General features: G+C 36.8%; 22 protein-coding genes. 16 read left to right on the forward strand and 6 right to left on the reverse strand.

Going from position 1 to position 19,142, the window contains the following annotated elements; genetic code table 11:
* Positions 1-13: 13 nt before the first annotated feature.
* From araA to HNP77_RS08535, 6 genes are all read right to left on the reverse strand, one after another.
* The gene (gene araA / locus HNP77_RS08510) at positions 14-1,525 is read right to left on the reverse strand and encodes an L-arabinose isomerase (protein WP_221266554.1); all 1,512 of its coding nucleotides are present in this window, start codon (positions 1,523-1,525) and stop codon (positions 14-16) included.
* 114 nt (positions 1,526-1,639) lie between these two features.
* Positions 1,640-4,348: a PocR ligand-binding domain-containing protein gene (locus tag HNP77_RS08515; RefSeq protein WP_184652743.1), complete on the reverse strand. Its 2,709-nt coding sequence runs from the start codon at positions 4,346-4,348 to the stop codon at positions 1,640-1,642.
* A gap of 54 nt (positions 4,349-4,402) precedes the next feature.
* Entirely contained in the window at positions 4,403-5,161 is a 759-nt protein-coding gene (locus tag HNP77_RS08520; RefSeq protein WP_184652744.1) for a response regulator, read from the reverse strand.
* Between the two features lie 121 nt (positions 5,162-5,282).
* On the reverse strand, positions 5,283-5,555 hold the full coding sequence (locus HNP77_RS08525; RefSeq protein ID WP_184652745.1) for a hypothetical protein: 273 nt from the start codon (positions 5,553-5,555) through the stop codon (positions 5,283-5,285).
* 7 nt (positions 5,556-5,562) lie between these two features.
* The gene (locus HNP77_RS08530) at positions 5,563-7,071 is read right to left on the reverse strand and encodes an alpha-N-arabinofuranosidase (protein ID WP_184652746.1); all 1,509 of its coding nucleotides are present in this window, start codon (positions 7,069-7,071) and stop codon (positions 5,563-5,565) included.
* 104 nt (positions 7,072-7,175) lie between these two features.
* Positions 7,176-8,372: a galactokinase gene (locus HNP77_RS08535; RefSeq protein ID WP_184652747.1), complete on the reverse strand. Its 1,197-nt coding sequence runs from the start codon at positions 8,370-8,372 to the stop codon at positions 7,176-7,178.
* 212 nt (positions 8,373-8,584) lie between these two features.
* Between HNP77_RS08535 and HNP77_RS08540 the strand changes: the two genes are divergently transcribed.
* The 16 genes from HNP77_RS08540 to HNP77_RS12385 all read left to right on the forward strand — a co-directional run bounded on the left by HNP77_RS08540 (position 8,585) and on the right by HNP77_RS12385 (position 19,080).
* On the forward strand, positions 8,585-9,802 hold the full coding sequence (locus tag HNP77_RS08540) for an integron integrase (RefSeq protein ID WP_184652748.1): 1,218 nt from the start codon (positions 8,585-8,587) through the stop codon (positions 9,800-9,802).
* A 313-nt stretch (positions 9,803-10,115) separates the two neighbouring features.
* On the forward strand, positions 10,116-10,709 hold the full coding sequence (locus HNP77_RS08545; protein WP_184652749.1) for a hypothetical protein: 594 nt from the start codon (positions 10,116-10,118) through the stop codon (positions 10,707-10,709).
* Positions 10,710-10,785: 76 nt separating this feature from the next.
* Positions 10,786-11,046: a type II toxin-antitoxin system Phd/YefM family antitoxin gene (locus HNP77_RS08550; RefSeq protein WP_184652750.1), complete on the forward strand. Its 261-nt coding sequence runs from the start codon at positions 10,786-10,788 to the stop codon at positions 11,044-11,046.
* A gap of 10 nt (positions 11,047-11,056) precedes the next feature.
* Complete coding sequence (locus HNP77_RS08555; RefSeq protein WP_246428884.1) at positions 11,057-11,350, forward strand: type II toxin-antitoxin system RelE/ParE family toxin; 294 nt, start codon at positions 11,057-11,059, stop codon at positions 11,348-11,350.
* 55 nt (positions 11,351-11,405) lie between these two features.
* Positions 11,406-11,807, forward strand: coding sequence for a GNAT family N-acetyltransferase (locus tag HNP77_RS08560; protein ID WP_184652752.1), 402 nt, complete (start codon positions 11,406-11,408; stop codon positions 11,805-11,807).
* 201 nt (positions 11,808-12,008) lie between these two features.
* The gene (locus tag HNP77_RS12530) at positions 12,009-12,170 is read left to right on the forward strand and encodes a type II toxin-antitoxin system RelE/ParE family toxin (protein ID WP_425506741.1); all 162 of its coding nucleotides are present in this window, start codon (positions 12,009-12,011) and stop codon (positions 12,168-12,170) included.
* A gap of 1 nt (position 12,171) precedes the next feature.
* Positions 12,172-12,459, forward strand: a complete 288-nt coding sequence (locus HNP77_RS08570) for a hypothetical protein (RefSeq protein ID WP_184652753.1) — start codon at positions 12,172-12,174, stop codon at positions 12,457-12,459.
* 239 nt (positions 12,460-12,698) lie between these two features.
* Positions 12,699-13,175: a hypothetical protein gene (locus HNP77_RS08575; protein WP_184652754.1), complete on the forward strand. Its 477-nt coding sequence runs from the start codon at positions 12,699-12,701 to the stop codon at positions 13,173-13,175.
* Between the two features lie 229 nt (positions 13,176-13,404).
* Positions 13,405-13,905, forward strand: a complete 501-nt coding sequence (locus HNP77_RS08580) for a type III toxin-antitoxin system ToxN/AbiQ family toxin (protein ID WP_184652755.1) — start codon at positions 13,405-13,407, stop codon at positions 13,903-13,905.
* Between the two features lie 479 nt (positions 13,906-14,384).
* Positions 14,385-14,669, forward strand: a complete 285-nt coding sequence (locus HNP77_RS08585; RefSeq protein WP_184652756.1) for a BrnT family toxin — start codon at positions 14,385-14,387, stop codon at positions 14,667-14,669.
* The gene (locus HNP77_RS08590; protein WP_184652757.1) at positions 14,647-14,949 is read left to right on the forward strand and encodes a BrnA antitoxin family protein; all 303 of its coding nucleotides are present in this window, start codon (positions 14,647-14,649) and stop codon (positions 14,947-14,949) included. Before HNP77_RS08585 ends, HNP77_RS08590 begins: the two co-directional genes overlap by 23 nt.
* A complete protein-coding gene (locus HNP77_RS08595) occupies positions 14,942-15,856 on the forward strand; it encodes a hypothetical protein (protein WP_184652758.1) in 915 nt (304 codons plus the stop codon). The genes HNP77_RS08590 and HNP77_RS08595 overlap by 8 nt, the downstream gene beginning before the upstream one ends.
* Positions 15,857-15,867: 11 nt before the next feature.
* Positions 15,868-16,143: a hypothetical protein gene (locus tag HNP77_RS08600; protein WP_184652759.1), complete on the forward strand. Its 276-nt coding sequence runs from the start codon at positions 15,868-15,870 to the stop codon at positions 16,141-16,143.
* Between the two features lie 106 nt (positions 16,144-16,249).
* Complete coding sequence (locus tag HNP77_RS08605; RefSeq protein WP_184652760.1) at positions 16,250-17,491, forward strand: NADase-type glycan-binding domain-containing protein; 1,242 nt, start codon at positions 16,250-16,252, stop codon at positions 17,489-17,491.
* A gap of 108 nt (positions 17,492-17,599) precedes the next feature.
* Positions 17,600-18,490: a hypothetical protein gene (locus HNP77_RS08610; RefSeq protein ID WP_184652761.1), complete on the forward strand. Its 891-nt coding sequence runs from the start codon at positions 17,600-17,602 to the stop codon at positions 18,488-18,490.
* 104 nt (positions 18,491-18,594) lie between these two features.
* Positions 18,595-19,080, forward strand: a complete 486-nt coding sequence (locus tag HNP77_RS12385) for a hypothetical protein (RefSeq protein WP_246428885.1) — start codon at positions 18,595-18,597, stop codon at positions 19,078-19,080.
* Positions 19,081-19,142: the final 62 nt, after the last annotated feature.

Below are 19,142 nucleotides of genomic sequence, written 5' to 3' on the forward strand. Positions count from 1 at the left end.
TTTTTAGAAAAAATTATCTGTTAAAATATCCTGTGTTCCATCTCATTTCATTTCTGAACTGAGCAACCTTTGTATCTTTATCGATTACAAGACATTCGATTCCCTGCATTTCGCACCAGTCACGGAGCATGTCTGAAGTAACGATGTTTGAGAAGGCAGTATGGTGTCCGCCGCCAGCTAAGATCCAGCTTTCTGCAGAAGTCATAAGATCCGGATACGGCTTCCAGAGCATGCGGGCAACAGGAAGTTTTGGAAGGGCTGCTTCAGGTTTGATTACGTTGATTTCATTTACAACGCAGCGGAAGCGGTTGCCCATGTCAACGACTGCAGCAACAAGACCGTCGCCTTCAAGTGTGTTGAATACAAGACGTGCAGGAGGTTCCTTGTCTCCGATTCCAAGATGATGAACTTCAATCTTTGGTTTTCCGGTTGCAATCTCAGGATCAACTTCAAGCATGTGAGAACCCATGTTTGCTTCTTTACCTGGAACAAGATTGTAAGTGTAGTCTTCCATGAAGGCATTTCCTTTTTTACCGGCAACTACCTGACCTGCTGTCATTGCCTTAAAGGTACGTACGAGACATGAAGTTTTCCAGTCTCCTTCTGCACCGAATCCGTATCCGTCTGCAAGAAGTCTCTGAATTGCAAGACCAGGAAGCTGTTTCATTCCGTGAAGATCCTGGAAGTTTGTACAGAGGGCCTTACCGTTGTTATCCTTAAGGAAGCGGCGGAGTGCGATTTCAATCTTTGCCTGTTCTTTAATCTGACCATTGATGAAATCCTTGTCGAAACCGTTGTCAGTGTTGTAGTTGATTTCGTATTTCTGATTGTATTCGTCAAAGAGGGCGTTTACATCTGCTTCAGAAACTTCGTTCATGTATGCAACAAGGTCACCGATTCCATAGTAAGGAACGCTCCAGCCGAACTTAATCATTGCTTCTACTTTATCGCCGTCAGTAACTGCAACTTCCCTCATGTTGTCACCAAAGCGGAGGCAGCGGAGAGTTTTTCCGTCAGCAACTGCACGGGCAACCCTCATCCAGTCTGCAATGCGCTTCTGAGTATTTTCATGACTCCAGTGACCTACGATAACCTTGCGAGGCATATCCATGCGGCTTGTAATGAATCCGAATTCCCGGTCTCCATGAGCACTCTGGTTTAAGTTCATGAAGTCCATATCCATTGTTGAATAAGGAATTTCTACGTTGAACTGTGTATTAAGCTGAAGGAGAGGCTTTTTATATGCGTTAAGGCCTGCAATCCACATTTTTGCAGGGCTGAAAGTGTGCATCCAGCAGATTATACCGGCACATTTGTCATCAGCGTTTGCCTGTTCAAGAGTCTGATGAATTGCTTCCGGTGTAAGAAGGGTTGGCTTCCACACAAGACTGCATGGCAGGGAGCCTGAGGCGTTGAGTTTTTCTACGATTTCTTTAGAGTCCTTTGCAACCTGTGCAAGAGTTTCTTCTCCATAAAGATCCTGACTTCCGGTTACAAACCAGAATTCAAAATTTTCTAATTCCATAATATCCTCCGAAAAAATATGAAAACCTTTTCAATAAATAACAGTATAATTTGCCGGGAACTTTTGAACAAGTCTTTTTTTAAGTGGAGAGTGCCTGATTTTCAGAAAGAAATCTCATTTACAGACAGAAGCCCATTCTTTACAGATTTCTGCAGCCCTGTCACAGTCCATGTTTTCTGAAGCTTCCTTCAGGTTTTCGTACAGACGGTTTTCTTCTTCTTCAAGAGCCCAGCCGCTCATTTCTTTGACTGCAGTCTCGATTGTATCTATGTCAAGATTTTCTGCCGCTGATATTATGGAGTCAAAGGCATTCTTTTTTTCTTCCGGAGAAACTGCAGTTTTCTGAACTTCTTCTTCCTGCTGTCCGCAGTAATCTTTTAAGAGTTCCGTGTAGGAATGGTATTTGTCAAATACTTCCGGGGTCTTTGCCAGAATGAAAGGAATGTCCATTTCCTTACCGTAACGTTCAAGGTCTGCCGCCATTTCTGAAAGCTCATTTGCCCCGATTTGTTTTGCAGAACTTTTAAGGGCGTGAACTTCAATCGTGTATGACTTATAGTCTTTTTCTTTTATGAAGTTTTCAATCAGGCTGCATTTTTTCTGAATGGTCCTGTAAAATTCATTGAGGATTTTATTAAACAGTTCAAGGCTTCCAAGCCTGTCGACGGCCTGTTCTACATCAAGATCTGCAATTTCAGGATAGTCAACTCTTTCAAGATACTGGAGATCATTTTCGGTTTTTACAATTTTTTCTTTAGGAAGCCACTGTTTTACCTTTGCAATAAATATTTTTACTTCAATCGGTTTTGCAACAAAATCATTCATTCCCTCTTTCAGGAACATTGTCTTGATGTTGCCTATTGCGTTTGCAGTAAGGGCAATAATAGGAATATTGTTGTATTCAGGAAAATTATTTCTGATCGTGTGGGTACATTCAATTCCATCCATTTCCGGCATCATGTGATCCATAAAGATGATGTCGTATTTTTTTGTCCGTATTTTTTCAAGGGCAAGCTTTCCGCTGGTTGCAGTTTCTACATGCATTTTAAGCGGTTCAAGAAGTCCTTCTGCAACGGTAAGGTTTATAGGATTGTCGTCTACAAGAAGGATGTTTGCCTGTGGGGCCGTAAACGCAAAGCCTGTTTGAGTTCCCTGAAGTTCCGGCTCAGTACCATAGCGCTCCTGATTCAGAATTGTAGCAAGATTCAGCACAGACCAGGGTTTCTTTATGATGAGGAGATTCTGAAGTTTAAGTTTTCTGTTTTCGTTTATGTCAGAAAAGAATCCTGAAATAAGAATTCCCTGTATGTCTGGACAGGCCTGAAGGGTTTCGATAAATGCCTTGCAGAGAAAAAACTCTTCTATAAAAATATAGATTTTTTTATTTCCTGCCTGTTTTTTTAGTGAACGGATCCGCTGCTTGAAATTTTCTGTGTCGGGAAGAAACACGCTGAATATTTTAGTCCGGCTTATGTCTTTTTTCATCTGCTGAAGAAGGTATTGATTTTTTATTACGGCTATGACGGCAACTTTTTCTGCATTTATGATTATGCTGTCAGATTCGTTTTCAACTTCCTGGGGAATGTTAAAGAAAAATTTTGAGCCTTTATCGTAGACGCTTTTTACAGAAATTTCTCCGCCCATAAGGTTTACAAGTCTTTTGCTGATTGCAAGTCCCAGACCGGTTCCTTCAATATTTCTGTTCCGTTTTGAATCAACCTGCTCAAAGGATTTAAAGAGTTTTCCTAAGTCTTCTTTTTTTATTCCTATACCGGTATCTTCTACGCATACTTTTAAAATAATTGAATCTGAGGTTTCCGGTTCAAAATCTACGCTGAGCCTTATCTGTCCTTTGTGAGTAAATTTTGTCGCATTGTTCAGAAGGTTTATGAGAATCTGGCGTATTCGGTTTGCATCGCCCACAAGCATCGAAGGAAGATCCGGCTTTATGTTCAGTATCAGTTCAATGTCCTTGTCTTGAATTCTGGTCATCATGATGTTTGTTACATCATGAAATAAAGAAACCGGTTCATAACTTTCGGTTATAAGGTCCAGCTTTCCGGATTCAATTTTAGAAAAATCAAGAATGTCGTTTATGAGGGTAAGCAGGCTTCTTCCGGAAGATTTAATCTGGTTGATGTAGTTTCTTGCATCTAGGGGAATGTCTTCCCTCAGAGCCAGTTCTGCCATTCCTATGATTGCATTCATAGGGGTGCGGATTTCGTGACTCATGTTTGCAAGGAAGTTTGATTTTAACTGTGAGGCAAGTTCCAGTTCCTGGTTTGCTTTTGTTGCCGTATATTTTCCGTAGGCAATGTCAGAAATAATATTTGTAAGGGTAAACAGAAAGGAGGCTGCCTTGTCAATCTGCTTCCGTTCTGCAACAGAAACTTCCTTTGAGGCAGCAAGATATTCATCCGGATTAACTCCGATTTCTTCTGCTGTTTTTCTGATTAATTCCTCATCCAGCTCTTTTTCTGTAACCTGTCCGCCTACAAAGCAGCCGATGGGTTCTCCGTTTACAATGATTGGAGCTGAAAATTCCGTAAGTCCCGTGTGGCACTGATAGATGCTGTATTCACCTTCGTAAAGGGCATATTCCGCACCGTATTTAATGCAGTACTGGCACCGTTTGTTTCCTTCTTCAGTATTTCTGGTGAATTTTTTGCAGAAATTGCAGAAGTTATTGTCTTTTGTTATCAGAATTCCTTTCTGATCTGTAATTGCAGCGGCCATTCCCGTCAGGTTTGAAAAAGCATCCTGGATGTTCTGGAGAGTATCTAAATCTATGAGTTCTGTAAGAATAATCTCATTGTGTTCCAAAATACACTCCTTGTAAAATTACAGACCGTAATTACATTCCAAAGTTTACAGCCGTCAGACAAGAATTTTCTTTATTGTTTCTTTAAGTTTTTCAGCGTTTACAGGTTTAAGGATGTATCCTTTCGGTTTGAAACTCAGGACTTCCTTTACTTTTTGAGGATCCCGGTTACCTGTAAGAAATATAACCGGAATGGATTCTGTTTTAGGATCCATTCTTAACCGTTCAAGTACCTGTACACCGTTAAGTTCCGGCATTTCATAATCCAGAAGAATGAGGTCCGTTGTTTTTGTTTCAAGAAATTTAAGGGCGGTTTTACCTCCGACAGAAACAGCAACGTCATAATCATCGTGAAGGGTTTCCTTTATTACTTTAAGAATAAGCGGATCATCATCAACGACCAGTACGTGTTTTTTTTCAGATTCATCAGGGGCTTCAGTTCCTTTTTCGATTATTTTTACAATCTGAAGGAACATTGTCCGCGGGGGAATGTATTTTTCGTCAAAGGCATAGGTCGGAGACTGGGTAATGAAACCTTTATAACGGTTGACACCTTCTTTTGTTCCCAGAATGATTACAGGAATATTTTTTTTGGTGATTACGTTTACAAAAGAATTCAGGTCATGCAGTTCTGTATCTTTTTCAATATTCAGGCAGCAGATTAAAGCTTCAGGTTGAGTAAGACGCAGATGTGCATCCAGATCATCTCCCCGCATTGATGATGTCAGCAACTCAAAAAATTCCCGACCCTGCTTAAAAAAATCATTGATGAGAGGCTTGTTTGTTCCTGTTATTAAAATCCTGTGAAATGACATAATGTTCTCCTTTGAACCCTTTTTTTAGCAAGCAGCCTCTTTGAAGTTAACAGCCGTATTTAAAAGTTTAACGCAGAATTTACCACTTTCAAAGGAGAATTTATTTAATGTATGTTAAATTTCAGTTCCACCGTGAACCGCCGGGGAAAGGACAGGTATTTTGAAGGATTCTTGCCCGGAATGCACACCAGGCTCCGCTGTGGAGGCAGGTTGTTTGAGAAATGCAGGCAGGGCAGTTGAGACATGCATTCATCCTCCGTTTAAAAAGTTCATCGCTGGATGTTATGCCGTCTTTGAACGGAAGATTTTTTGCATTTTGGATAATCTGTTCTGGTGAGATCTCTGAAAGGGAAGCTTTTATTTCACACTGCGGACAGATTTTATTTAATTCCACTTTTGTATCAGACCTTTATTGTAATGGCTGCAACACTGTGGGCCGGCATTGTTATTTTTACCGTATCACAGGCTGTAATTTCCGCCGTAAGGCTTTTTTCCGTAACGTTATCAGGCATTTCAAAAGTATTTATTGAATTCATTGCATTGCCGGAAAGAACCGTTGCCTCTGCGGAATTAATGTTTCTTCCAAGATGAGCCATTGTTACCTCAATTTCTTTTGAAGAGTCGGAATCTGCATTTGCCAGCGTAACAAGGTAAAGGTCTTTTGAGCATTTTTCACAGTGCTTTACTGAGGCTGACACGCTTAATGACGGAACTGCAAGATTTTTTTCCGGATCTCCGCAGCTGGAACAGGCTGCTGAAGTCTGAAGAAGGATAGCATCCTGATGACCTTTGTACATATGGAGTACATACCAGGTCGGAGTCAGAAGTGTTCTGTCTCCTTCCGTAAGGACAGGGGACTGAAGGACGTTTACTGCCTGTGCAAGGTTTGCCATTCGTATCCTGTCAGAATGGTTGTTGAATATATTCAGGGTTATAGCAGCTGTAACGGCATCCCTGACAGAATTCTGCTGGTAGAGGAAGCCTGGATTTGTTCCGGGTTCTACCTGGTGCCAGCAGCCCCATTCATCTACAACAAGGGCAACTTTTTTTTCAGGATCGTATTTATCCATTATTTCACTGTGACGGCGGACAAGTTCTTCCATACGGTATGCGTTTTTTACAGTACGGTACCAGCCGTCCGTATCAAATTCCGTAGAAGAGCGTTTGTCTCCCCAGTGATATTCGTACGTGTAATAGTGCAGTGAAAGTCCGTTCATAAGCCAGTGGGCATTTTTCATGAGGACATCTGTCCAGTTATAGTCATCTACATTTGGACCGCCGGCAATTTTCTGTATTTTTTCTTTTCCGTACTGGCGGACAAAGGTCTGGTATCTTCTGTATAGATCCGCATAGTATTCAGGGCGCATGTTTCCGCCGCAGCCCCAGTTTTCATTTCCGACACCGAAAAATGGAATTCTCCAGGCTTTTTCATGTCCGTTTGCCTTTCTGAGGTTTGCCATGGGACTTTCGCCTTCAAAGGTCATGTATTCAATCCATTCATCCATTTCCTGAACTGAACCGGAACCTACGTTTCCGCAGATGTAAGGTTCACATCCCAGTTCATCGCACAGCCCCAGAAATTCATGGGTTCCGAAGGAATTGTCTTCCACCACACCGCCCCAGTTTGTATTTATCATGCGTTTTCTGTTTTCTTTAGGTCCGATTCCGTCTTTCCAGTGGTATTCGTCGGCAAAACAGCCTCCCGGCCAGCGTAAATTAGGGATGTTAAGCTTTTTGAATGCTTCTACTACGGCTTTGTTGTAACCGTGAATGTTTGGAATCTGAGAATTTTTTCCTACCCAGAAGCCGCCGTAAATGCACCGCCCCAGGTGTTCTGCAAAATGACCGTAAATGTGCCGGCTTATTTTTGATTTTTTATATCCTGCATCAACAATAATTTTTTCTGTCATATCGTCCTCTGTTTAAGTGATTGTTTCAAAAAAAAAGGTTCCGCTGTGCTTAAGAGCATAAAACTTTTAAGCATGACGGAACCATCTGTCAGACAAGTTAGTCCTTATTTGTAAAGAGCAACACCGTCACCGGATTCACAGGCAAAGAATCCTGCTGCGTATCCGACAACTTTTGTGTACTCTTTCTGAACGTTTTCGATGAATGAATCAACTTTGTCTTTATGAACAAGAGCGATTGCACAGCCGCCGAAACCTGCACCTGTCATGCGGGCTCCGAGACATCCGTCCTGTTTCTGGGAAGTTTCTGCAAGAGTATCAAGCTCGATACCGGTAACTTCATAATCTTCCTTAAGGGATTTGTGGCTTGCGTTAAGAAGAGCGCCGAGTTTTACAAGATCTCCTGCCTTAAGGGCAGCAACTGCATCCAGAACCCTCTGGTTTTCGTAAACACAGTGCTTTGCTCTTTTAAGAAGAACTTCATCTTTTACAGCCCCTTTTACTTCTTCCCATTTTGCAGGAGTAAGTTCACACAGAGCCTTGATGGAACATCCGCTGTCCTGAAGAAGTTTAAGTGCTTCCTCGCACTGTGAGCGGCGTTCATTGTATTTTGAATCTGCAAGACGGCGAACTTTATTTGTATTCATTACAACAAAGCGGTAGTCTCCCAGTTCGAGAGGGGCATATTCATAATCAAGAGTAGCACAGTCAAGCATTTCTGCAGTGTTCTTTTTGCCGGTTGCTATGATGAACTGATCCATGATTCCGCAGTTAACGCCCATAAAATTGTGTTCACTCATCTGACCGAGTTTTGCAATTGTCACGCGGTCAATATTGAAGCCGAAAGTTTCAGAAACGGCATAGGCAAATCCGCATTCCAGAGCAGAAGAGGAAGAAATACCGCCGCCTGCAGGAACGTTTGAAACCATAAGGATTTCAAAACCGCAGTCAAATTTATGACCGGCAGCTTTAAGCTGAGAAAGAATTCCGTTCAGATAGTTTGCATAGTCATTTTTTTTGTCAAAAACAAAATTGTCGTTTATATCAAATTCAAAAGTTCCAGGGAAGCGAACATCATTATAGATAACTTTTGAATCCTGACGCTTGCGGATTGCAACATAGAGATATTTATTAATTGCAGCAGGAAAAACCTTTCCTCCGTTGTAGTCAATATGTTCACCGATAATGTTGATTCTTGCCGGTGATGAATAAATCCTTACGTCTTCTGCTTTTCCGCCGTAAAGTTTTACAAATTCCGGAATAAGATCATCCGGATTGTAGGTTGTTGAAGTCAATGAATTCATGACACTCTCCCTATTTATGAAAAGGTTTTCAGAGCTTTATAAGCTGCTACCATTCTAGCGAAACGCATTTTTGAATTCAAGACGGTTATTCAGCCTGATAGAATAATTTTGAAATACTCCTATTATATAGAAGAAATTTATCATATTTAAATTTTTGGTTTTGATGGCAATAATATTTCTTCCTGCAGCTTTTTTATTGGTATATTGTTGGAATGAATGTAACGATAAAAGCATTGGACGAGAATTCAGGAAAAGAACCTCAGGTTTCCGTAAGTTTTTCCGGAAGATTTGACAACAAAGTGCTGAATGCAGTTAGGACTGTTCCCGGCAGAAAATGGAATCAGGAAAAACGTATCTGGATTTTTAATGACTGTCAGGAAAATCTGAACATCTTTCTGGAAGCTCTCTATGAAACAGGATTGTTTAATCTTGAAAACACCGGATCAAAAAAGGAAACTTCAGCTGCTCCAGAAGGGCAGGAAGTAAAAACGAAACTTGAAAAAATGCATTCCCTGCTTAAGGCCAGGCATTACAGTATAAGAACTCAGGAACGGTACTTAAGATGGGTAAAGATGTTTTTGAATTCTGAATTTTCGAATATCGGGGAAGAAAACTGTATAAACAATTTTTTAACTTTTCTTGCCGTAAAAAAGAGAGTCAGTGCTTCTACCCAAAACCAGGCGCTTGCAGCTCTTCTCTTTTATTTTAGATTTGTACTGGGAATTGAGCCGGAAGAAAAAAATCCTGCTGTCCGTGCAAAAAAGCCTGTAAGGCTTCCTGTGGTTTTCAGCAGAAGTGAAGTAAATGCGGTTATCTCAAACCTTACAGGAGGAAAGCGTCTTGCCGCAGAACTGATGTATGGAACCGGAATGCGTCTTGGAGAAGCCTTAGCTTTGCGCATACTTGATATTGATTTCGGCCTGAATCAAATTACCATACGAAGAGGAAAGGGCGATAAAGACCGTATCGTAATGCTGCCTCAAAAACTGATAGAACCTCTTAAACAGCAGATTATAAAAGTCAGAAAACTTCATGACGAAGATCTGGCCTCCGGATGGGGTTGTGTAAAACTTCCGGAATCCATGTCGCTTAAATATCCTGACGGCTCTCGTGACCTTAAATGGCAGTGGCTTTTTCCGCAGAAAAACCGATGGATTAATCCAGTTACAGGAGAGCAGGGGCGTTATCATCTTGATGAATCCCTTATGCAACGGGCTGTTAAAAATGCTGTTCTTGCTTCCGGGATCAATAAAAATGCCAGCTGTCACACTTTCAGACATAGTTTTGCAACTCACCTCTTAGAAAACGGTTATGATATCCGGACTGTACAGGAACTTCTCGGACACTCTGACGTAAGTACGACAATGATTTATACCCATGTGTTGAATAAAGGCCCTTCCGGAATTATAAGTCCCCTTGACCGCATGTAGAATCATTTGGGCTTCGGACAGGATTGTTGATGCTTGTATGTAGAAATGATCGCTGGGGTGGGTTTATAAACTGTGTATGCTCGGGGGTGGATATGTGGGATACCGCTGGGGTTACACGGATAGGGAGAAATAACTGGGGCTCGTGGGCTTACACGGATAGTTGTAAAATGTTGTTTTGGTTTAGAATTCGTGGTATTCTGTGTAGGTTGTTATATTTTACACTGCAGTTTTTTTGCAGAATAAAGATTATACAGCTATATGGAGAATTTATGTTACGTGGACGCCCGCACTGGGGCGCATTTGGAGAAAGAATATGAAAAAGACCTATATTATATATTTGTTGCTTTTAATCTTTCTTTATTCTTCTTTATCAGCACAAAATTATTTTACAATTGGAGCTAACATTGATTTAGGATTTAATTGTGATGAAGAAGTTATTGATGAAACTGGTTTAATAATTCCAAAACCAAGCATATTTTTAGATTTCAACATATTTAATGAAAATAAAAAAATTGGATTTCATTTTGATGGAAACATTCTTTTTTCCCATAGTGAGGAAACGCTGGATTTAGGATTTGGCTCTTTACTTGGCCCTTCCTTTCTTTTACTTTTAGGAAAAGAAAACGGTTTTATTGTTTCGCCTGGATTATCATTTGGCTTTTTTCTTGGAGGAACTTCAGATGAAAAAACTGATAAAGAAACCACTTTTGGACAAGCATATGTAGGGTTAGGAACAAAAATTAATTATTTTTTTAACTCCGGATTCAGTATTGGCCTTAATTTAAATTATTATCCATTTATGTATATATATAATTCTACCAAAGAAAATGAAGTATTAAAAAAAATTGAAAAAAGAGAAAACAGTTTTTCAATTGGAATAAGTATTGGTTATACAGATTATTTTTAGTACGGCGGGATAAGCCCATCTTTTTATAGACAAAACAATATAAGCTGTGGTAAAATAATCCCACAAGGAGGATAAAATGCCACGAATTGTTCCAATAAGGGATTTGAAGAATACAACAGCAATATCTACACTTTGCCATGAAGATGAAGAGCCTATTTTTGTAACAAAAAATGGTTATGGTGACATGGTACTTATGAGTATGGAAACATATGAAAAAAGTCTTTTTCTTGCAAATGTATACGGCAAACTTGAAGAAGCTAAAGATGATATGAGAAACGGTAGATACTCTTCCGTTGAAGATGCAATTTCCAGAATCAGAGAAAAACATGACTTATAATGTTCGAATCATGGAAAAAGCAGAAGAAGATTTGTCGGAAATTGTAGATTACATTTCAGATACGCTAAAAAATCAAAAAGCTGCAGATAATCTTCTTGTAGATTTTCTGCATGAAAAAGAAAATATTTCTGAAAATCCGTACATGTATCCTCTGAGTAATAATTCTGTATTGCAGAATGAAGGGTATCATCGTTTTCTTTTCTACAAGAATTTTGTTGCATTATACTTGATTGATGATGTAGAAAAAATACTTTCAATAATGCGTATCTTCTATGCAAAAAGAGATTATGCTAATTTGATATAAAAAATCACATAACAAAGGTTATGTGGACACCCGCACTAGGGCGCAAGTAGAAAAAATGAATTATAATCCAACTGAAAAAGAAATAACTTTTATAAACAATGCACTAAATAAATTCAATGATGAAAAAGTTGGCCCCGATAATCATGAACTTCTAAATATCGTTGAATATGATGAGAACAAAAATATAATTGGCGGCATTCTCGGTGGAACATATTGGGGATGGATGCACATAGACATTCTTTGGGTAGATAATAATTTCAGAAAAAAAAGAATCGGATCACATTTGCTAGAGGCAGCTGAAGAAGAAGCTAAAAAAAGAGGTTGTCATTCTGTACATGTAGATACAATGTCCTGGCAAGCACCAGAATTTTATAAAAAAAATGGATATAAAATAATCAGTGAACTAAATAATATTCCTATAGGATATAAAAAGTATCATTTGATTAAAGAGTTATAATAATCACCTTAACTGCTGCATCTTGAAAATGTTGACATATTCAAGATGCAGCTTTATATTATAATTATGAAGTTCACTGTAGAAAAATTACCACAAGCAGAAGCTGAAATAAAGGATTTAGAAGAATCTTAGCAGAAACTGCTAAGTGATGAATACACAAAGATTGAAACTTAAGGTATCGAATTTGTTCGGGTAAAACCAATACAAAAAGATATTTTTGAGATTAAATCCAATGAGCTTCGTTCGCTTTTCAAATATAAAGCCGGGAAAATTATTGTGATTGGTGTTGTATTTGTAAAAAAATCGCAAAAAACGCCAAAGAAAATAATAAAACTAGCAAAGAAACGATTAAAGGAGGTCTGATATGGATTATGTTTTTGTAAAAGATTCAGAAGGCTACGTTTTCAAGAAGTTAGAATCAGAAGTTTCTCCTGATGAAAAAATTATCTCTGAAAAAGAGTACATGAAAGTATCTGGTCTTGCTTCTTATGAGAAAAAATTCGGTCATGGTGGAGCTCGAGAAAATGCCGGAAGAAAACAAAAGTTTGCTTTACCTCTTAAGTTTCAAATCCGAGTAACAAAAGAAGAAAAAGATTTTATTGCTTATGCAAGAGAACATAAGATAGACTACTCTGCTTTAATGCAGATGTAAAATCACATAACAAAGGTTCGTAGCCGACAGGCAGTCAAGCTGCCTGCGGTACAACCAGTTGTTAGGTTGATGGCGCACTGCGCCACTTGTCGTCGATAAGGTAAATCATCCAACAAATTTTTTTTCTAAAAATTTGGGTAGTGTACACTACCCAAAGGACTTGAAAGAGTCCTTTGGGCGAAGTCTTGTTACACTCGACTTCGCCCAAAAAATCAAAAATAAAATCGTTGGAGGATTTTATGAAAAAAAATCTTAAAATCGTGGCAATTCTTGCCGCATTTGTTCTGTCATGTGCATTTACTGGATGCAAAAATTCAACAAATGAAGATGACGGGAATTCCATATCAAAACTTGATGCACCAACAAATTTGGTTATCAATTCTATCACAGATAATACAACTACCTGTGCTGTCAACATTACATTCAACTATAGCGGCAAAACAGGTATTGATGGAGCAACTAAAGCAGTACTTGGATATTCGACAACAAATGATTCTTCACAGGCAATTTATGATGACAACATTAATTATGCCACTGTTGAATCCGGAGCAAATACACGAACCGTAAACTTTTCTTCCAGTGAGTTATACAGTGGGCCATATTTAGTACCTGTCAATGGAAAAAAGTATTATTTCTGGCTTAAAGTGACAAGTGACGCAAACAATGTCAGAGAAAGTGTATGGAGCAATGTTGCTGAGTTTACATACACTAAATAAGAAATCTTGTTGTTTCATTTAGGCAGGCGGGAAGCCTTTTTTGTTTATTGACAAGAAAGGCTTCCCGTGTTATAAATTTTATTAGTGAGGCTCGCTCTCCTCTAAAGAGCAAGTTATAAGAGGTTTCCCTTGACCTTAATAAGGAATTTACACGAGGCATATCGCGGCCTTTATGCGCGAAACTTAACAAGGCAGGCCTAGAGCTTGCCTTTTTTTTTATGGAGAAAATATGGAAAACTTGAAAATTTATGAAATAGAAAACTCATACATTGATCATCTTGTTCCCTTTGCTCCACATTTGTTTCATAACAAAAAAGAAAATCAAGAAAATGAGCGAAAATATATCGGAATTATTTTGACAGTAAATGGATTAGATTATTTTGCACCTCTTTCTTCTTTCAAAGAGAAACACAAAAAAATGAAAAATAATATGGATTTCCTTAAAGTTGGAAATTACGCTGTTATAAATCTAAACAATATGTTTCCAGTTCCAAAGTCTCAGTGCATTTATGTAGATATTTCAAAAGAATCAAATCCGTCTTATAAGGCTTTGCTTTCTGCAGAATATCGTATTATCACTTCACTTACAGAAAGAATTCTAAAAAATGCAAAATCACTTTATGAATATAAAATGAAAAATGGTAACTCGACTCCGCTTGCAAAAAGATGTAACGACTTTAAATTACTTGAAGAAAAGTGTAAGGAATATTCTGATAAAAGTAAAAAATAACCTAACAAGAAGTTCAAAGCCGACAGGCAGTCAAGCCGCCTGCGGTTTAACTCATTGTTATGTGGACGCCCGCACTGGGGCGCTTTAGTAGAAAAATGAAAATACTTCGATTATTTTTTATGTTTTTAGGTTTACTAGGAGTAATAACTACTGAATTAATTCTCAGACATAAAATTCCTGAAAACTTTGAATTTCCTTTATTATTACTTTTTTTAGGTTTTATTTATATTCCATTCATAGTAGAAATTCTAAAAAATAAAGAAGAAGTTAAAATCGATTTTTGGAATTTCAGATTTATTCTGGGGTTAGTTTCTTATCCAATTATATTAATAGGATATTTCATATATAAGATTTATAATCTCTTTAAATGATTTTTTATCAACAAGTCAAGCTTGCTGATAAGTGGAATGATATGAACATTTGTATTTTTTATTGACAATTTTTGTATATACAAATTATAATATACACAGAGTTAGAAAATGACATTTGAGTGGGATGAAGAAAAAGAAAGGCATAACATTCAAGCTCACGATGGAATCACTTTTTCATATGCAGCCAGGGTCTTTCTGGACTCAAAGCGTATTGAGAAAATTGACGATAACCATTCTGACAAAGAAGAACGTTATAATGTAATTGGTCTTGTAGAAAGAGTCTTGTTTGTAGTTTACACAGAACGTGGAGATGACAACATAAGAATAATTTCTGCACGTAGAGCAACGCCTAAAGAGGAGAAAGAATACTATGAAAACTATGACATTAGATGATTTATTGAAAAATCCACTTACAGAAAACGATAAAAAAATCATAGCAAATGCTCGTCCAATTGCTACAGAAGATTGCCCGGAACAAACAGATGAGCAGTTAAAACAATTCAAACCATGGTACGAAGTGCATCCAAAAGGAAACGATATTTATAAAGTTTCTGTAAAGAAAACTGCAGTAAGTCTCAGAATAGATAATGATGTTCTTGCTGCATTAAAAGCAACAGGAAAAGGCTATCAATCAAGAATAAATAATATTTTACGAAAAGCAGTTCTTGGATAAAAATCACATAACAAAGGTTCGTAGCCGACAAACCGGTCAAGCCGGTTTGCGGTTTAAGCAATTGTTATACGCACAGCCCACTGGGCTGGAAACAGGAAAAAGTATGAAAACTAAAGAAGTAATTATTGAACAACAAAAAGATTTTATACAGAAAATGAAAGATAAAACCTCCACTTTCATAAATTCAATAGATAAATCAGAAATTGAAACAATTCTTCTTTCTGGAAGTGTTTCCCGAGGTGATTATTTTTCGCAGAAAAAAGAAAACGGCGAATACAATGGTATGGTCGATTTAATCGTTATGCGTAAAAACGGCAGCAGTATTACAGCAGAAGATATTTTTGGGGCTAATCAAGAGCCGGAAATTCCTTTTCATTGTATAAAATTTGATGGTATATGGTTTGAGATTTTGTTCACTGATTTTATTGATACAGACATGTTTTCTAAGTTTGAAGAGCCGAGAAAATTTTCTGTATTGGAATCCCAGATTTTATACGACCCGAATAATTCCTATAAAAATGAACTTGTAAAAATCAATCAGTTTGTAAAAGAGGATTTAGAAAATAATCTGACTGGTTCGCTTGGGTACATTCATTATCTTATTTCAGATTACAAAAAAGACCGCTGGTATCGCCGAGACGCATTCATCCAATTACATGAGAATTTGAACACAGCAATAAGAGCAGGAATACGGGCCTTGTTTTATCTGAATGGATTTTATTCTCCGGCAGAAGACAGGGCAATTTATTATTCCCACAGCTTGCAACAACTTCCAGAAAATTATGCAGAAGTAATCTCAAAAGCCTGCAATCAAAAAACAGATTCAGAAGAAGACTATTTCAGGCGGGAAAAAATCTTTATGGAAAATATAGTCGGTTTTATTGAAAAATCTAAATCTTGTAAATAAATGGAGTCAGTTTGGAAAATATTTTATTAAATATCTGGATAGAAATGAAGAGCGGAATAAAAGTCCGACTAATATCCAAAGATGTATATAATTCAGATGAAAATTATATTGTAATAATGGAAATAAATGAAAATGGGATTTCCAGAAATATCAATTTAATGGTAAAAGGCAGAAAAGTATTTGATGCTTCTGGAAAATGTTTAGATTTTGGTGATGCATATCCGTCAACTACAGAATATGGTAAAAGGATGATTACTAAGCAATTTATAAACGCTTGGTTAGAATAAGAAACGGTATAACAAAGGTTCGTAGCCGACAGCGGGTCAAGCCACAAAACCGTTTAAGCAGTTGTTATGTGGACGCCCGCACTGGGGCGCATAAGGAAATTTAAAAATGAAAAAGATAATTTCAACACTTTTACTTTCAGTTATTTTATGTGCTCTTTACGCACAAAACAAAGCTGGTGGCAATGTAAATTCAAAAGAGCCGATTGCTTATGCCGACAAGGAATTTCTATCTGGTATTCTTGATTATGACAGCTTAAAAACTACACCTGCGCCGCAGAACTGGCCGGAGCCATTGAACAATTCTTTTAAGTTTACTTATGTAACAGGCGAATGCAGGATGATACCACCCCAGCTTCTTTTTGATGCTGCAAAAAAACTTGGAGTGGAAAAAGAATTTATTTCAGATCAGGTCGAGTCTAAAGAATATCCTGAATTTACTTGCAAATTAACTGGAATTGTAATTCAGAAAAAAGACAATGAATATCTGGTTCGCGCTTTTTATGAAGCTGACGATATTGTTCCTGTTAGTATTCTGAATATGTCCAAAAGGCCCTGGTATATCAATGATAATCCTAAAAAACATATTCAGGCAATTTATACCTCTGAAAAAGGGCTAATAAAAATTGTTGATGATGCTTATTGCGTAAGACATTATGATTATCCTTTGGGATCATTCCTTGGACTCAAAGGTTTTTCAACTTTTGATTTTATGTCGAAATCTTCTTATAGTCATACTCTAATTTTATTTGGATTTGAAAAAGGAAGTGAAATTCGGCTTACATCTTTAACTTGTAATATTTTTAAAAAACATGATATTAAGGATGCTGAGCATCGTTTTCTAAGTGATAATTCAGATCTGTATGTTGCTGATGAAGAAAGATTTGCAAAAAAGTTTGTGTCTTTTTATTCATATAATTATTTGATTGAAAAAAAATTGTTCGAATATTCAATAGATAAAATGCTTGATTTAAATCCTGAAACTTCATTTGTTGAGAATTCTGAAGATGATAATATCAGTTTTATAATTGATATAAATGATTCAATCAATATAAAAGGTTTTAAGATTATTAATGGATTCGCAAAAAGTGAAAATCTTTATAAAGCAAATAACCAGGTGAAGGTTATTAGTATATATGCACAAACTTTACAGGATGTAGAACCTGTATTTATAGGAACATGGTCGTTAAAACAGACAAGGGATTTACAATTTATAGAACTGGATATAGAGAACTGTTGTTATTTAGAAATAAAATCAACTGAAATTTATCCTGGCACAAAATACAATGATACTTGTATTGCAGAGTTTGATATTCTTACAGATGATGGCTGGCTTATTTCTGATAATTAATTAAGTAAAATCACATAACAAAGCTTCAAAGCGAATGTCGGGTCAAGCCCGCCACCGTTTAAGCAGTTGTTATACGGACGCCCGCACTGGGGCGCTTATGGAGAAAGAATGAAAAAAGTTTTGTATATTCTTCTGCTTTTAATTTTTGTAAGTTGTACAAAGAAAAATAATGAATTTAATGTAAATGAAAACAGTAATAATACTTTTGCTATAAGTCAGGAAATCGTAGTTCCTGAAGAATTTATAGGGACATGGGTTATAACAAATCCTGATTATGCTTTTCTAAAAATCAACGAAAACGGAAAATTTGTTATACGCAATATGAGTGTTATTTATGAAGGAATTGTAAAAATAGAAAATAATAAAATAGTTCTTCCCTATTCAGAAAATTTTTACTGTGGTCCAGTTGGAGAATTTGAAAAAATAGAAGAAATAAATCTTGTTTTCCCAAATAAAGAAGACACTTACATTTCATATAATCCGGATTATAAAGATTTTAAGTATACAACATGCTTAGAAAATTCAAATAATAAATTTCCTTCAAAAGAACATAAATCAGAAGAAGGTCAAGTTTATGAATTAGATAGCTTTGAAGTTATAAAAATAAATAAAAAGATTTTATCAACCGAAAACATGAAATTAAGAGTAAGACCATCTTCAATTGAAAAAGAATTATTTGCAGAATATCAATGGCCTTATGCATATCCAAATTCTGAAAAGTATTATCCTATAGAATCAGAAATAAATCTTTTACTAAAAGGTTATATCTGTTTTACAGATGCCGTAACAGTTAAAAAAGATAAAATAGAAAATATTGAAGCACCATGGTATCATATATATACAGGCGGCGGAGAAGAAAGTTTTCCAAGAGCTGCATGGATCTGGGGAGGTTATTGTATAGAAACAAATAATCTTACAGATGAAGAAAAAAACAATTATATTAAATTGTTTGAAAATGAAGCAATTCTGAAAGGTTTGATTCAGAAAAATGAGGAATAAATAATCGCCTAACAAAGGTTCGTAGCCGACACGCGGTCAAGTCGCGCCACCGTTTAAGCAGTTGTTATGTGGACGCCTGCACTGGGGCGCGAGGTTTTAAAAATATGAAGAAATCAATTATATTTGTTTTATTGGTATTAATTTATTTTCCTTGTTTTTCGCAAGTAATAAATAATGTTTTTTTTCCAAATGACAATCAAATAGACAAACAATATGAAATTGATATGCAAAATTGGATAACGAATTATGAATGGAAGGTCGTAATAGGGAAATATATAGGACTTTGGAAAAAACAAATGTATCTAGAAATGGAAAGATTAATTTCTGTTATTCCAGAATCTGAAGATATGATAAGAGAAAATCAGAAAAAATGGGATGAATCTCTAGATTTAAGTTATGAATTAGTATTTGATAAAGTAAATTTAAATGCAGTTGGAAGAGAAGATTTTATTGGTAGTTTTTCTTCAGGTCGAATAACTCAATATAGAGAACGTGCAAAATATTATTTATGTTTGTTCTATACAATAAAAGATCAAAAATCAGAAGATGGGTGTTATACAGATACACATAAAACTGAATTAGCAAAATAAAAATAACACATAACAAAGGTTCGTAGCTGACAGCGGGTCAAGTCCGCCTTTTTATTTGACAA

This window comes from Treponema rectale (genome assembly GCF_014202035.1).
In the GTDB taxonomy this organism is placed as follows: domain Bacteria; phylum Spirochaetota; class Spirochaetia; order Treponematales; family Treponemataceae; genus Treponema_D; species Treponema_D rectale.

What these genes read in the sequence shown, in the direction of transcription:
- HNP77_RS08610 (WP_184652761.1), top strand. Translation starts at nt 17,600, where the DNA reads ATGAAAAAAGTTTTGTATATTCTTCTGCTTTTAATTTTTGTAAGTTGT.
- HNP77_RS08545 (WP_184652749.1), top strand. Translation starts at nt 10,116, where the DNA reads ATGAAAAAGACCTATATTATATATTTGTTGCTTTTAATCTTTCTTTAT.
- HNP77_RS08520 (WP_184652744.1), bottom strand. Translation starts at nt 5,161, where the DNA reads ATGTCATTTCACAGGATTTTAATAACAGGAACAAACAAGCCTCTCATC.
- HNP77_RS08555 (WP_246428884.1), top strand. Translation starts at nt 11,057, where the DNA reads ATGGAAAAAGCAGAAGAAGATTTGTCGGAAATTGTAGATTACATTTCA.
- HNP77_RS08570 (WP_184652753.1), top strand. Translation starts at nt 12,172, where the DNA reads ATGGATTATGTTTTTGTAAAAGATTCAGAAGGCTACGTTTTCAAGAAG.
- HNP77_RS08535 (WP_184652747.1), bottom strand. Translation starts at nt 8,372, where the DNA reads ATGAATTCATTGACTTCAACAACCTACAATCCGGATGATCTTATTCCG.
- HNP77_RS08575 (WP_184652754.1), top strand. Translation starts at nt 12,699, where the DNA reads ATGAAAAAAAATCTTAAAATCGTGGCAATTCTTGCCGCATTTGTTCTG.
- HNP77_RS08580 (WP_184652755.1), top strand. Translation starts at nt 13,405, where the DNA reads ATGGAAAACTTGAAAATTTATGAAATAGAAAACTCATACATTGATCAT.
- HNP77_RS08550 (WP_184652750.1), top strand. Translation starts at nt 10,786, where the DNA reads ATGCCACGAATTGTTCCAATAAGGGATTTGAAGAATACAACAGCAATA.
- araA (WP_221266554.1), bottom strand. Translation starts at nt 1,525, where the DNA reads ATGGAATTAGAAAATTTTGAATTCTGGTTTGTAACCGGAAGTCAGGAT.
- HNP77_RS08590 (WP_184652757.1), top strand. Translation starts at nt 14,647, where the DNA reads ATGAAAACTATGACATTAGATGATTTATTGAAAAATCCACTTACAGAA.
- HNP77_RS08560 (WP_184652752.1), top strand. Translation starts at nt 11,406, where the DNA reads ATGAATTATAATCCAACTGAAAAAGAAATAACTTTTATAAACAATGCA.
- HNP77_RS08530 (WP_184652746.1), bottom strand. Translation starts at nt 7,071, where the DNA reads ATGACAGAAAAAATTATTGTTGATGCAGGATATAAAAAATCAAAAATA.
- HNP77_RS08585 (WP_184652756.1), top strand. Translation starts at nt 14,385, where the DNA reads ATGACATTTGAGTGGGATGAAGAAAAAGAAAGGCATAACATTCAAGCT.
- HNP77_RS12385 (WP_246428885.1), top strand. Translation starts at nt 18,595, where the DNA reads ATGAAGAAATCAATTATATTTGTTTTATTGGTATTAATTTATTTTCCT.
- HNP77_RS08540 (WP_184652748.1), top strand. Translation starts at nt 8,585, where the DNA reads ATGAATGTAACGATAAAAGCATTGGACGAGAATTCAGGAAAAGAACCT.
- HNP77_RS08605 (WP_184652760.1), top strand. Translation starts at nt 16,250, where the DNA reads ATGAAAAAGATAATTTCAACACTTTTACTTTCAGTTATTTTATGTGCT.